Source organism: Zobellia barbeyronii (assembly GCF_018603515.1).
In the GTDB taxonomy this organism is placed as follows: Bacteria; Bacteroidota; Bacteroidia; order Flavobacteriales; family Flavobacteriaceae; genus Zobellia; species Zobellia barbeyronii.
Genome location: NZ_JACATN010000005.1, coordinates 323,501 through 338,168 on the forward strand (window position 1 = coordinate 323,501; position 14,668 = coordinate 338,168).

The window sequence follows — 14,668 nt, forward strand, 5'->3', positions numbered from 1 at the left end:
ATGATTTAAAAATCAAGAGATTTTGTTATCCGTTTTTTATGGTTAGAATTAAAACCTATGGTTATGACAGTATTCTGCCAGGCCTTAGTTCTAAACTAAAACAGATATATGCGCTATACGCTGGGTGAATCTTTATGTTTTATTGCTGTAGGTAAAGCTCTAAAACCTAAAATAAATTCTTTGAAATTTTATCTCTATCAGACGCAGAGATGTTGCACTTTGTTGAAGTGATCAAGTGTGCTTTTCTTGTGGTAATGTTGTAGGTAATGGTGCATGGTTTGTGCGATTTGGGGATTAATAAATAAATTACTTTGGTTTGATTATAAGTAAACTTACTGATTATTTCTACAGTGGTAACTGTAAGATCGCCCATATTCGTTAAAATGCAGTCAAATCCCCTGCTCCATTGCATTATAACGGCATTTTCATACCAATTATCGATGCTCCGAAAACAAAAACTAAGTTAAAAAGAGTGTGTAATTCTAGTAAACTGTGGTTAAACGCAAAAAAAACAGCGGGGCCTCCCCCGCTATTTATAGCCTAATTCTCTACCAAAAAATCAGGTCCCACTAACCATAAGTTAATATTGTTATTAATCTTCGTACATGTTATTCACTACTGCCGAATGATCATCTACTTGCATTATCCATTTTTCGTCGTTGTACTTTCCATTAAGGTTAGAAACATAAGCTGTTTCTGCTTCCTCTTTATAGTTGTAATCTGCCAAGTACACATAATGTAGACCGTTTTCTTTATTGTAAAACTGTCTGGCATCAAGACCTTGTTCTTTTAAAGTTTGCATAAAAGCATTCAAGTACTTTTTGTTCTTATATACATTAGCAATCACATAGTAACCTGATTTTACACCAACGATATCTGACTGATTTAATATTTTGATTGGAAGCTTTACATAATCCTTTATTTCTTTTGCATCAATATCATTTTCTACAATAGATTTAGAACTTGTTTCAGCAACAACCTCAATTGTTCTTTCTTCTTTCTTGTTAGTTGCATCAGACATTTTAGAGTCGGTCAATACTAAGAAGTCACTTACTTTATTGAACCTTGCATCATCACCTTGGTTAGAAGCTTCTACATTCTTAGGAGCATCGTTAACGGTGTTGGCAGCTAAAGCAGTATACTCTGGCGGAACCGGCATAACCTCTTCCTCTACCTTTGGCTTCAAGTTTTCTTTTATCTCTTGTTTGAGTACATCTACTAAAGACTTTAAACGTTCTTCAAAAGCAGCATCTCTAGCGCTATCTATAGAATCTTGTCTTAAAATCATCTCATCTAAAATCAAACGGTTTTCATAAGCCATACCGTTAATGTCACTTTCCATATCTGTGGCTGCAGCACTATTAAAGTTTCTACTAGCCATTGTAGTATTGTTTCTTTTCTTGTTCTCTTTGTTCTCTGCTGTTAATCTTAAAATCTGTTCTTCGTAGTTTCTTACGATACGGTCTACTTTAGCATCTTCAGAACTATCTGCATAAGCATCCATACTAGAACCATGGTTATCAAAAGTATACGCTAAAGATATTTCGTGATTCCATCCCAAATCAGCATCATCCGTCATTAAATCCTTTTCTAATAAATATCCTAAAGACATACGCTTACTTAAGTTGAAACCTAGACCTAAAGAAAGGCCATAATCATCATCAAAATTTGTTTGAAGCCATCCGTAGTTAGGTAATTCTAATAGTACTGACCCTACGTAACCTAATCCACCATCTATGTTCTTACCAACTTGTACCATTGGCATTAAGCGTGCGTTGGCAAAAAGACCTCTATTGGCCAAGAACTGGTGTGTATATTGTACAGAAGCTTTTACACTCTTTGTACTTAGGTTCGTTAAAAATTCATTGGTTGTTTGGTTATATTTAAATAGCTCTGTTGCATAAAGACCAAAATCAAATCCACCTAAAGACAAGGTTACCCCTGGTTGAACGGCAATTTTACTCTCTTTTTTAGTTTCTGCTATTTTAGTATCTGTATCTGCTACTACTATTCTATTTTGATCTATACCTTCTGTATAATACGTTACGTTGGTACCAAAGGTTAATTTACTTTCATCACCTAATTTTACTGCTGTTGCGTAATTGGCATTAAAACCAAATTCTTGAACTACACCAGACCATTGGCTGTATACACTAATTCCCACAGCGGCATTCTCGTTTAACTGATTGCTAAAGCCCAAAAAGTAGTTTTGGTTATTATCTTCGAACGTAGCATATTGGTTTCTGTGAAGAATGTTAACATATGATTTATTCTCTCTAACCAATGAGAACGTTGGGTTAATCAAAAACCTGTTAAAGAACAACTGGTTGTGATATGTGCTCTTTGTATTGATTTCCGTCAATGCTTCTTGCCCGTAGGTAGCTTGTGTACCAAAAATGGCACATAACAAAAGGAGCAGGTAGATTGTGCTGATATTATTTTTTTTGTAGCTCATGGTAGTGATATTTGGGATTATTGAAAACTGGGGTAATAAGGTGTGTTCTAATTTTATTGAAATCTGGAACTCTTGTGGTAGATGCCCATTATTTCTTAGAACATTTAGATTACCTAAAGGTGGGTAATAAACCGGCGACGGTAATCGCCGGCTCTATTGTATATCCCCCATCTTTATTAATCTTCCTCAAATGAATTTGAAGTGTATCGTGCTTTAGAATCTGCATTAAATGCTTCAAGCGCTCTATAATCGCCATCATCCTCGGCAGTTCTTTTGTTGGCATAGGTGAAAGCCACTTTTTCTACCGTACGTTTATTGTTACCGCGGTTAGACATTACATATCCTTTTCCGTTATCGGAAGTGAAAGAGATAGCAAAATCATCTTCACCACTGTTTATTGGACTCCCAAGGTTAACGGCAAGGTCTACATGTTTTTGACCTACTTGTGTCATATATACATCTAATCCGCCTTGTCCTTTTCTTCCTTCTGAAGCAAAGAACAATGTGTTTGTTCCAACTACATTAGGATAAAGGTCATCCTTTTTAGTATTTACCTTTTGACCAAGATTCTTGGCAACACCCATGCTTCCGTCTTTACGAATAGCAGATACATATATATCATACTCTCCAAAAGTTCCTGGCATGTTAGAGGCAAAGAACAAACGTTTACCATCTGAAGATATAGAAGGGTGCATTGCAGATGCATGTTTAGGTGCAACAGCTACTTCCTTTAAATTCTTCCACTCACCTCTTACTTTATCGGCTCTGTAAATCTTGTGTACTTCTTCACTTTTAGAGAAGACACCATATAAAGGTTTTACTTCTACCTTTTTACTAAAATAAGCGGTTTGACCGTCTGGAGTAACAGCAACTGGCATTTTATACCCGTTGTCATCCTCATTTTCCTCACCTAAGAAAGTTCTAAGCTCATTTTCAACAATAGTTTGGTCGTCTACTATAAACTGTCCGTCAGTACGTTGAAAATCTAACTCTCTATACCTTTGTGTTAAAGGTTGATCTAATATATTTTTTTGTTTTTGTTTCTTCACTTTATAATCAGACTCAATTTGAGCGACCCAATCATTGTTATCGGAACTGGTAGTTGATCCAATATTTTGATACTTGGTCAAAGCGAAGTCATAACGCTTCTGATAATTTTTACTTAAGCTGCCATCGTTTACTTCTTTTAATTTACCATACCAAAATAAAGCGGTATCATAATTTTTGTTTAAGAAGTTGGCATTACCCAAGTCTTCAAAGATGGCTTTATCTTTATACCCTTGTTTTTTAAGGTATTGATAGTTATCCATCCTCTTGTTGGTAGCCTGATGAATCTCGGTAGCATTACTGCTATCTGAATACTGAGCAGTCATTGAACTGCAACAGCACGAAAAGACGCAGGCAAAAAGCACATTGTAGGTTAGCGCATTTTTCATAATAAATTCGATTAGGGGTTAATATCTTCGACAAAGTTCCACAAAACTTCTATATCTATACTTAGTAATAATTCATAGGTTTTCACTTAATTCAGGTTTTTTTACACTAAAATCATCGATAAACTGCATATTTCTAAGTCCAAGCACCAAAAAATCGGATTAAGTCACTTTTTTCTTACTAGTAATTACTAGTAGTTTCACTATGAGCATTTAAATATTCCTTTTAAATCAAAAATTAGCCTATCATACTATATATAGTTTTAAACTGAATTGTTTTTTTGTGCATGGCATTTTTTACACATATCAAAATATTTGTATATTTAAAACGTACAGACTTGTCTGTTTTCTGTATAAGACGATTAATAAGAACCTATGATAAAAGAAAATGTAAAGGATAGGATTATTTCGGCAGCATCAGAACTATTCTATTTTGATGGTTATAACCAAACCGGAATTAATAAGATTATAGAAAAGGCAGAAGTTTCTAAAGATAGTATGTATAGACACTTTAGGTCTAAAGAAGCTATTGCCGTTGTCTACTTAGAACAAAGACACAAAGCTTGGATAACTGATATGACTAATTATTTATCCGTAAAGCCAGCCGGTCAAGAAAGAGTAATTGCCATATTTGATTATTTAAACCATTGGTTAAGTCAAGTAGACTATAGAGGCTGTGGTTTTCAAAACATTATAACAGATATACCAAAAAACCAGAACTCTATTAAAGAAGTGGTACGTAAGTGCAAGGATGATATGCTCCGGTTTATATTAGATGAGCTAAATAAAACATCTTCAGAAAGTATGGATACCAAAGAAATTAGCAATGAGATCATGGTTTTAATAGAAGGGGCTATAATGCTGTCCCAAATTCAAAAAGCCAACTGGCCACTTGTTGCTGCCAAAAAAGCATGTGAACGACTCTTGAAATAAATATAATTTTTAAATACATCAGACAAATGTGTCTGAACTAATTTTTTGCAATGGATAATAAATTACTACTCCCTCCTTTTAATCTAGACACCGCCAAACAAAAAATTCAATTCATTGAAGATATCTGGAATAGAAAAGATCCAACCGAAGTTTCTAATATCTATTCAATAGATTGTGAATGGTATACTAATGAATCTATCTCTTTAAGTAGCCGGAAAGAAGTTCAAAAACTTCTAGAAGATAAATGGAAAAAACAATTGGACTTTGAGGTAACCAAAAAATATTTGGCACATACTGATAACAGTATCGCCCTTAAATTTGATTACGATTATAGAATGGAAGATGAACAATGGTATTGTTCCTATGGTAATGAAATTTTAGAGTTTAATGAAAGTGGCCTGGTAGAAAAGTCTATAATAAGAATATATCACTCTATTATTAAAGATAGCGAAAGACCTATATCTCCAAGTTTACATGAATTTTTGTAAGGTATATGACACCCAAAAAGTCTAATAGAGCACCTTATTGTTATTCATAGTCTGTATTATGTACGCAGTAATATAAAATCTGTATCCTAAGTACTTGAACCAAAAAACAGGAACAAACGCATTAACATCACTTTAACTGAATAGATGTTGGTTACGGATACTATTTACGACTAAAAGGTAGTAGAAAAAGAGCTGTATAAGTTCTTTTTTACAAAACCTAAAAACGAACATTAATAGAGATTATAACTATGAAAAAAATAGCAATTAACGGTATGGGCCGTATTGGCCGTACCACCTTAAAAGTAATTCTTAATACACCAGAACTAGAAGTGGTTGCAGTAAACGATATCGCTTCTATTGAAAACATAGCCTATTTACTAGAGTATGATAGTGTACATGGGAAATTTGAAAAATCGGTAGCTTTTGAAGAAGGCAAACTGATTGTAGATGGTAAAACCATCAAATTTTTTAACGAAAGAAATCCAGAAGATCTTCCTTGGAAAGAACTAGATATTGATGTAGTTGTTGAGAGTACTGGTATTTTTACCAAGTACAACGACGCGGATAGACATATTAAAGCAGGTGCTAAAACGGTTGTTCTATCTGGGCCATCTAAAAGTCCTGAAATTCCAACCGTTGTACACGGTGTAAATTCTGAGGATGGGAAAACAAGTATTTTCTCTTGTGCCAGTTGTACCACAAATAACATAAGCCCTATTATAGAGATTATAGGAAGACGTGTTGGTATTAAAAAAGCTATTATGACCACCATACATGCAGATACTAGCTCTAACGCCATGGTAGACTCACCTAACAAAGGTAATTTTAGAATGGGGCGTTCTGGTATAAACAATCTAATACCTACCACTACTGGTGCTGCCGTAGCAACTACTAAAGCATTACCGGAATATGCCGGAAAGTTTGATGGTATGGCTATTCGTGTGCCTGTTGCTGTTGGTTCTCTATCTGATATCACCATTGTAACCGAGAAAACGGTTACTGCTGAAGAAATCAATAAAATTCTAGAAGAAGAAGCGCAAACGGACCGTTACAAAAAAGTGTTACAAACCACTTACGCTCCTTTAGTTTCTAGTGACATTATAAAAAGTCCTTACGGATCAATTGCCGATTTATCTTTAACCAAGGTTGTAGATGGAGATTTGCTTAAAGTATTGGCATGGTATGATAACGAATGGGGATTCACGAACCAAATGGTACGTCAGATATTAAGTTTATAAGTTGATTTTATTCTGAAATCAGTTTTATAATTTTCAATTTAAAAACAGGTCAAGCTTTTAAAGTTTGACCTGTTTTTACTTTATACCCCTTTTTTCTTTTTTGTAATTTGAGACCATCTTAAATATCAGATTTTGAAGAAATCACTTTGCTTAGGAGTTCTGTTCATACTTATAAATTGCTTTATGAACGCACAATCCGTACAAAAGGAACATTGGGGAGCAGTAAAAGGTAAAGAGGTTTCGCTCTATACTATTACCAATGACAATGGTATGAAAATGCAGATTATGAATTTGGGCTGTATTATTACTTCTCTTTTTGTACCGGACAAAAACGGGGAATTAGATGATGTAGTTTTGGGTTTTGATAATTTACAAGACTACCTAAATGGCCATCCTAGCTTTGGTACCACTGTTGGCCGCTATGCCAACCGAATTAAGAACGCCCAATTTGTCATGAACGATTCTGTTTACAAACTTACGGTAGCAGGAGACGGCACCGCACTTCATGGAGGAAATGAATTTCAAGATGCAGTTTGGGATGCTGAACTAATTTCTACTGAAAATGGAGATGGTTTAAAATTCCATTACTTCTCAAAAGATGGTTCACATGGTTTTCCCGGAAATTTGGATGTTTATGTTACGTATCTCCTAAGTGACGACAACGCCATTTATGCAACTTTTGAAGCCGATACCGATAAAGACACCCATGTGAGCATGACCAACCACAGCTACTTTAACCTTAATGGAGCTAAAGAATTGATTTACGACCATAAGGTGATGATTGATGCGGACACCTATACTGAATTTGACGAAGACATTACTCCTTCCGGAAAATTACCGCCTTTAAAAGGTACCGCTTGGGATTTGTCCACAATGACTCGTTTAGGAGATAAAATTCACGATATTCCCTTAAATGGCTATCACCATTGTTATGTTTTAAATAAAGAGGCTGGAGAGATGAAAAAAGCAGCAGAGGTTATTGAACCCAATTCTGGCCGTAAACTAGAAGTATTCACAACCCAACCAGGAATAACCGTTTATGCCAGTAACGGATTGGAAGATATTACTGGCAAATATGGTGTTGCTTATAGACCCCATATGGCCATCTGTTTGGAAACACAAGATTTGCCGGATGCTATGAATCACCCTAACTTTCCCTCTACCCTATTAAAACCAGGTAAAAAGTATTCAGAAACTATTGTTTATGATTTTGGGGTTCTGGAGTGATATATACTGATATATAGTTGAGTATTAGATTCTAGAATTACATTTTTTTTCTCTCAATAAACTTCATAACGCTTTGTGCCTTTTCGTAATCTGCATTACCCAACCAGATTTTTAAAGTTTGACTATCAGTTTCTAAAGTGAGGTTTGCTCTGTTTTTATAAGTTTCAAGATTACCTTGAGTAAATATTGATGCAAGAAAAGCTATACTAGAAACCAACCAATCTGTCCGTTCCTCACTTAACTCTACATTTCTGATTTTACGAAATAAATATTTTCCGTTATTTCTGGGCTTAGCCGCATCAATAACTTCAAATTCGTCTGCATTTAAGATTATTTTCAGTTCCGGCTTATTCCTTAATTCAATAGTTTCTATCATTTTAGTATTTTCATATTAGCATACATAGGTCGTCTTCTAAACTACAAAATATAGTCCAGTCCCACATAAATTTGAAGAAAATATATGTTAATACAAAAAATAGAACAGCTCTTCCCTAACCCATTAGTTAATCAGTAAAAGTGCTTTTTGAGGGATAAGGATTTTATCAATAGTATGGATAACCCCGTTTGAAGCTTCCATATTAAACTCAACAAAGTTCGTTTTAAACTCGGACGCATCTTGAAGCGCTAAACCTGCCGCACCTTCAATCACTTCTACAGCATCATCTTCAACTAAAGTAGATAATACTCCTATTTTCAAATCATTACGCACTATAACCTCTTCCACCCCATGACCTAAAATAATTTCTATTAGTGCCTGCTTTTCCAAAATATTTGTAAAATCCGCAAAAGAATTATAATCATTCCCAAGCGTTGAAAACAACTCTTCTATTGCCGCATTTGTTGGTGCAAAAACCGTATAATCCCCATCATTGAATCTACTTTCCAAACCTGCTTCTTTAATGCCTTCTGCAAACATAGAAAGTTCTTCGGTTTCGTTTATCAAATCGATCAAAGAGGCTTTTGGGAATAAATCCGCAAGTACGGAATCTGGTATCAGAACCTTATCTATAATGTGGATAACGCCGTTGGCTACTTCAATATCCGCCGTAGTTATTCTGGCTTTTATCTGTGTAGTATCAATAATATAGACATCACCATCTACCGTAATTTTAATTTCTTCGGATTGCAAAGTCTCCAAAATGGAACCGTTAGAAAGTTCAGTAGAGAAATTGGCTCCTCCTATAATTGCGTGATACTTTAATACTTGTGCCAATATTTCCTTTTCTAGGGCTTCATCAAAATCAAGTACGTCCGTGTACTCTTTTAACGAACTTAGAAATTCCGTAAACGCTTCATTGCTCGGCACAAAAAATGTAACCTTTCCGTTTTCATCAGAAAGCATCTCTACAAGCGTATCGTCAATGGCGTCCAAAGCTTCGGCGGACATGGTTAAACTATCTTCGGATTGAATAAACTCTGCTGCGTTCAGCACTATCTCATCAGGAGCTACTTCCTTTGGAGTTTCATCTGCAGGTTCCTCGGTCTTATCCTCTTCTTTACTAATTTCGTTTTCAACATCATCAGCAATATCACTTCCTTTTGAACAACCTATAGCCATTGATATACCCAAAATTAGCATCGCCAAATTCTTTAAAAATCTTGTTGTAATTATCATTTTCATAACAGTAGTTTATCTGGGCCACAAAGTAATTCTTTATGCAAAATACAACCCATACTTTTCTTTAATTCTAGGTTAGCTAAACTTTAAATTTATAGCAATAAAACCTATGGATTTAAGACGTGGCATCTGCCAATTGAGGCGTATCTTCCCCCTCTACATTAGTGTCTGACAAGGTTTTTAAAAATGCTATTATGGCTTTTTGTTCTTCGTCCGTCAAATCCAACTCATCAAATGGTAAGGTTTGGTGCTCCAAGTCAAAACCCATTCCGCCTCCACCGCCTTTGTTATAGAAATCCATAACCTCTTCCAACGTATTGTAAACTCCGTTATGCATGTAAGGAGCAGTAAACTCTGCATTACGAACGGTTGGTGTTTTGAACATCCCCAAATGCTCTGGTTTGTTGTAACGCCAGTAGAAACCCAAATCATCATCTAAAGTCTGGTTCTCTTTGGTTTCCGGAACTCCAATGACCTCTTTTTCCGTTTCGGCATAAAAAGGAGGCACCGTACCGTTTGTTAAAGGCATAAAATGACATGTTGCACAAAGTGCTTTCCCCATAAACAGGTTCATACCCAACTTTTCTTCGGAGGTAAACGAATCTTCCTCGGCCCTCATGTTTTTATCGAACTTGGAATCGAAGCCATTTAAAGTGGATATATAAGATGAAATAGCTTTGATGATATCATTGTTCCTGTTTGATATTCTACCAAAAGCATCCTCAAACAAAACATGGTAGGTAGTATCCTTTAAAATATCCGTAGAAAACTCATGAACACCTGTATTGAATTCTTGCTTGTTATTAAATACCGATGATATCTGATCCAAGATATTCTCTGCCCGGCCATCCCAAAAAAAGCTTTTCTGAAAGGCCGAATTTATTAACGTTGGTGCATTGCGCTCCAGCGGACTCCCGTTATTACCTACATTGACCGCAATACCATCTGTATAGGCTTTATCCGGCATATGGCAGGTAACACAGGCCATTTTACCAGACTGCGATAAATTGGGGTCTAGAAACAATTTCTTGCCCAAAGCAATCTGCTTTTCAGAAGGGTTTCTATTGACTGGCGGAGTAAAATATTCAACATTAAAAGCATCTTTTTCAAAGAAAGTAGGTGCGTCAAAATTAAAAGGCTTGTTGTTTACACCTTCCCATAGACCGCTTTCCTTTCTGATGCTTACCCAATTGCGGGTAATGGGGTTCATGTACTCCCGAATAAAAGTATAACGATCAAATGAATTGAAGTCGCCGTTCTTTTGAATGAACGCAACAGCACGTGCTATATTCAAGTGGAATTCAGTATCTAAATCTGAATTTTTCTTTTTTATGAGCTCAGATAACGTATGATCATAGACCTCTTTTAACGCCTGTAACGACACCACTGTTTCCGATAGGCCCAACTGACTCACCGGGGTGTCAAAACCGGTAATCCCCAAACTAATGATACGTAATAGTTGCTGATGCGTAGCAATAAAAAATCGTTCTGAACTCAGTTTGTGTTCAGATACATTTTGCATTAAATTGACCATTAACCCTTTGGTAAGGCTGGTCTCTCTTTTAAAAGCTGCGGGTTCTTCACCTTCATAAATAGACTCTTCTATTTTCTGAAGTCCTATTGGGTTTAGGATACGCTCCGTATCTTCTGCAAAGACTGGTAAGGCAGGTCCGTTGGCACGGTGACCGACTTCAGGATTTAAATAAGAAGCGTAGGGTTCCGCTTTTTTAAAGGCTACACGAAGCGCTATGAAGATTTTTTTAGCTTCATCACTCTCTGCATCAACTTTACTCAAAGAGTCGATTAAATCAACTGCCTCGGTCATATTTTTTTGATAGAAATTTTCGGCATAACTCCAATCGACATTATCGACTGTATGAACCGCTGCCAACTGGTCATTTTTATTTTTGCAGGAAAGAACACTACATAGCATTATAAAAAAAAAGAAAAATTTATACATAACTTAAATACGTTGATAGAAAATTATAAATAGGGAAAGACCTCCATTAGTATGGAGGTCTTTCACCTTAAAAAAGTAATGTCTTATCTAGGTAAACCTTGTAGGATAATTATTTGCCCACCTTGGTTATCTTCTCTAGCACCAGCGGCAATTGCTTCTGGATTATCAGATTCCAAATCATGACCATCTTTGCTTTTAAAGTCATCATTCTGCCAGTAGTGAGGCTGAAGGTTCAATAAGAACGTATCATCAACACCCACTTTATCAGAAATATCAACCAATGCACCAAACTCTCCACTGAAACCAGTGCTTCCTGATGGGTCAAGGTCATTTCTAACTACCAATTCCAATACAACTTTAGCGTTGTTACCCTTTAAATCTGTTTGGTAGATAGCGGCAGCGTGGCCTCTATCAAAAGAGTTAGGGTCTTCTTGAAGGTATACGAAGTTTTCAGTTACGTTAATGTTATCTGGACTTTGAAGTCTAGATATATTTCCGTCCATGTTGTTGGTATCCGTATTACCGCTTATGATTTGAGTTAATTTACCTGTTAAAGGAGAATCTTCATCCAACTCTAATTTGTAGGCCGTACCCCAATCATTATAAGTACCTCTACCTGGACCTCTACCGGTTACTGCAAAGAATACGTTTCTAGCATTTTCTACCGAACCTTTTTGGTAATCCACATCTTCAACACGCATGAAAGCTGAAGCACCTACTGCAACACAAGCATCTTCCATTTCGTCTTTAGTCATTTCAGCACCGTTTTCAATTTCAACAAACTCAACTTCGTAAGTTTCATGAAAAGCCAATTGACCTTCATTATAGATAACACCTTCTTCAACAGCCATTGGGTTAACTGGGTTACCATCTGCATCTGTAGCACCAGAAGCAACTTCTTTAAATTTCAAGACATAGATTTTACCGTTGTTAAAATCCGCATCTCCATTTTCGGAATAGTACAATGTAACCTGTCCTTCCGAACCAGATGAATCATCATCACCACCTATAATAACTGTTTTACCGCTGTACGTGTCTCTTGGTAATGGTACTGCATTTTCCCATGAGAATTCACCCAAAGCATCCAAACCAAAATCTGCAGTTGGTGTAGGAACGGCAACGTGAGGGTCAATACCTTTTACATCATAATGAAAGCTTTCAGAAGCTGAAAGAAACATATCTTTTGCACCACCGTGAATATCTGCTTCCCACATGGTACCTGAACACTGGCGAGCAAAATCTGCAACACCTGAGTTCAATAACCAGTCTCCACCCATTGGGTTTAGGTTTTTATCTAAGTGAATACGGCTAACCCCATAATTATCCTCTGCATTTACTACATACATATAACCATCACCATCTTTTAAGAAACCAGCTCCATCTTGGGCACCCACCAGTTGAAATCCGTCTTCTAAAATATCTGTAGAACTTATTAGAGAATATGCTTTTACAAAATTGAAGTTTGAGTTGATTGCCACTAGCGGCTCAAGCTCTGATTTGTTCTCGAAGATAGTTCCCTCTTCTTCCTCTCCTTGACCACCATGGCCCACGAAATTTTCTAATTTTTCACAGGATGTGGTTGCTACCAAGCCTGCCAGTAATAACATTTTGGATACTGTTTTCATTTTGTTCTTTTGGTTATTTGTTAAAATAATTTGGAGCAAAAATATCCTAGTAATCCTCAAACATTGTTAACTGATTATGGTGATACTATAAACTAAAGTTCAACTTTATGTTAAGTTGTTAGCTTAACGTTACCATCTATTTTCATTCTAAATAACGGAGCCGTTTTTGTATGAAAAATTGGGTGAGCCTGAAGAATACGCTAACTCTTTAAATAAGGAAAGAGAAACTGAAGTTGGTTTTAGCGGTTATTTATTTTGAAAAACAGAAGAAGTCTAAATCTAAAAGACAAATAATATGCATAAAAAAATCTTGCACTACAACCACTGCAGGACCAAATTAATAATACTATGTTTTAATGAACTCTTTATAATGAATCTAAAGGGCTTTCAATATTGGCCATACTTCTTGGGGTTACTTTAGTATATACCTGAGTAGTTTTTATAGAACTATGACCTAAAAGTTCTTGTATAAACCGCATATCCGTTCCAGATTCTAATAAATGGGTTGCATAACTATGGCGTAAACCATGAACCCCAATATTTTTATTAATCCTTGCCTTCTTCATAGCATTCTTAAAAATTTTCTGTACACTACCCTTGGCATATTGACCACCGTACTGCCCTTCTAATAAATACTTTTTTGGCCTGTACTCCTTATAATAAGTTCTTAATTTTGGTAGTAGACTTACCGGTAATGGCACTGTCCTATCTTTCTTACCCTTGGCTCCTTGTATAAGGACTACCATTCTACTACTATCTATATGATTTAGCTTAATGGCCACCACTTCAGACACCCTTAGGCCCATACCATAACAAAGTTGCAAAGCAATAAGGTGTTTAACATTGTTTACTTGTGCCAACAAGCGGACCACTTCTTTTTTACTCAGCATTTTGGGTAAAATGGCTGGCTTCTTAGGTCTGGGTATATCAAAAAACATTTGCTCTCTGTGCAATACTTTCTCGTAATAAAATTTGATTGCATTTATTTTTCCGTTGAGTTTTCGCTCCCTCATTTTATCTTCATAAACACAGTAAAGAAAATAGTCTTTTAACCTTTTTACATTTAAATCTGCAACCGGATAATTCTTTAATAGGATAAGCAAATGGACGAATTCTGCAACATAGATACGTATGGTGTTCTGACTATATGCCTTTAATCTTAGTTGATCATAAAACCTAATGAGTTCGGGCTTGTTCTTTGGAGCAATCTGCGACAAATATTTAGTTAAGAAAGAAACTTCTTTTATACACAGGGCTTTTCTTACTGCGGGAAGGTCTGGTAAATACCATGCTCCTTTTGTTCTACTCCATTTAGCGGATGGAAACCTCGTACGCAATTCGCTTACCAATATTTGTTTAAATGGAAAGACTACTAAAATTACATTTTTAGTATTATGGGTCGTAAATTCAAAATTATATTTAGAAATGTCCATTCCGCATTTTGTATATCAATTCTACGAAAGATAATAAATGATATACAAAATACCTACTCTATTAATCTTCCCCCATCCCTTTATCTATAATTGTTTCCGATATTTTTGTTTCTTTTTGTACCTTGAGGATCAATTACACATATATATGTGTTGAGGGAAATGACCTAAAGGCCGTGTTACTACGCTGCAAAAAAACACGTACTGCATAAATAGCTGTTTTTTCACGACTCCCGTAACACTCATTTCCCTCAACGGTCC

11 protein-coding genes are annotated in these 14,668 nt (G+C 35.9%); 4 read left to right on the forward strand and 7 right to left on the reverse strand.

Features of this window, described 5'->3' with window-relative positions:
- Positions 1-592: 592 nt before the first annotated feature.
- Together HW347_RS17550 and HW347_RS17555 are read right to left on the reverse strand one after the other, a co-directional pair.
- Positions 593-2,455, reverse strand: coding sequence for a PorP/SprF family type IX secretion system membrane protein (locus HW347_RS17550; RefSeq protein ID WP_214613040.1), 1,863 nt, complete (start codon positions 2,453-2,455; stop codon positions 593-595).
- Between the two features lie 176 nt (positions 2,456-2,631).
- Positions 2,632-3,891, reverse strand: coding sequence for a TolB-like translocation protein (locus HW347_RS17555; protein WP_214613041.1), 1,260 nt, complete (start codon positions 3,889-3,891; stop codon positions 2,632-2,634).
- Between the two features lie 372 nt (positions 3,892-4,263).
- Between HW347_RS17555 and HW347_RS17560 the strand changes: the two genes are divergently transcribed.
- The 4 genes from HW347_RS17560 (at position 4,264) to HW347_RS17575 (ending at position 7,774) form a co-directional block, all read left to right on the forward strand.
- A complete protein-coding gene (locus tag HW347_RS17560; RefSeq protein WP_214613042.1) occupies positions 4,264-4,821 on the forward strand; it encodes a TetR/AcrR family transcriptional regulator in 558 nt (185 codons plus the stop codon).
- Positions 4,822-4,871: 50 nt separating this feature from the next.
- Positions 4,872-5,309 carry a DUF1348 family protein gene (locus HW347_RS17565; protein ID WP_214613043.1) on the forward strand — a complete coding sequence of 146 codons (438 nt, stop codon included), beginning with the start codon at positions 4,872-4,874 and terminating at the stop codon, positions 5,307-5,309.
- A gap of 248 nt (positions 5,310-5,557) precedes the next feature.
- On the forward strand, positions 5,558-6,547 hold the full coding sequence (gene gap, locus HW347_RS17570; RefSeq protein ID WP_214613044.1) for a type I glyceraldehyde-3-phosphate dehydrogenase: 990 nt from the start codon (positions 5,558-5,560) through the stop codon (positions 6,545-6,547).
- A 183-nt stretch (positions 6,548-6,730) separates the two neighbouring features.
- Positions 6,731-7,774 carry an aldose epimerase family protein gene (locus HW347_RS17575; protein WP_214613045.1) on the forward strand — a complete coding sequence of 348 codons (1,044 nt, stop codon included), beginning with the start codon at positions 6,731-6,733 and terminating at the stop codon, positions 7,772-7,774.
- A gap of 37 nt (positions 7,775-7,811) precedes the next feature.
- Here HW347_RS17575 and HW347_RS17580 read toward each other — a convergent pair whose 3' ends face one another.
- The 5 genes from HW347_RS17580 to HW347_RS17600 form a co-directional block, all read right to left on the reverse strand.
- Positions 7,812-8,150, reverse strand: a complete 339-nt coding sequence (locus HW347_RS17580) for a hypothetical protein (RefSeq protein WP_214613046.1) — start codon at positions 8,148-8,150, stop codon at positions 7,812-7,814.
- A gap of 123 nt (positions 8,151-8,273) precedes the next feature.
- Positions 8,274-9,395, reverse strand: coding sequence for a fasciclin domain-containing protein (locus HW347_RS17585; protein WP_214613047.1), 1,122 nt, complete (start codon positions 9,393-9,395; stop codon positions 8,274-8,276).
- 112 nt (positions 9,396-9,507) lie between these two features.
- The gene (locus HW347_RS17590; protein ID WP_225901967.1) at positions 9,508-11,283 is read right to left on the reverse strand and encodes a cytochrome-c peroxidase; all 1,776 of its coding nucleotides are present in this window, start codon (positions 11,281-11,283) and stop codon (positions 9,508-9,510) included.
- 152 nt (positions 11,284-11,435) lie between these two features.
- Positions 11,436-12,977, reverse strand: a complete 1,542-nt coding sequence (locus HW347_RS17595; protein WP_214613049.1) for a hypothetical protein — start codon at positions 12,975-12,977, stop codon at positions 11,436-11,438.
- A gap of 365 nt (positions 12,978-13,342) precedes the next feature.
- A complete protein-coding gene (locus HW347_RS17600) occupies positions 13,343-14,410 on the reverse strand; it encodes a tyrosine-type recombinase/integrase (RefSeq protein ID WP_214613050.1) in 1,068 nt (355 codons plus the stop codon).
- Between the last annotated feature and the right edge of the window lie 258 nt (positions 14,411-14,668).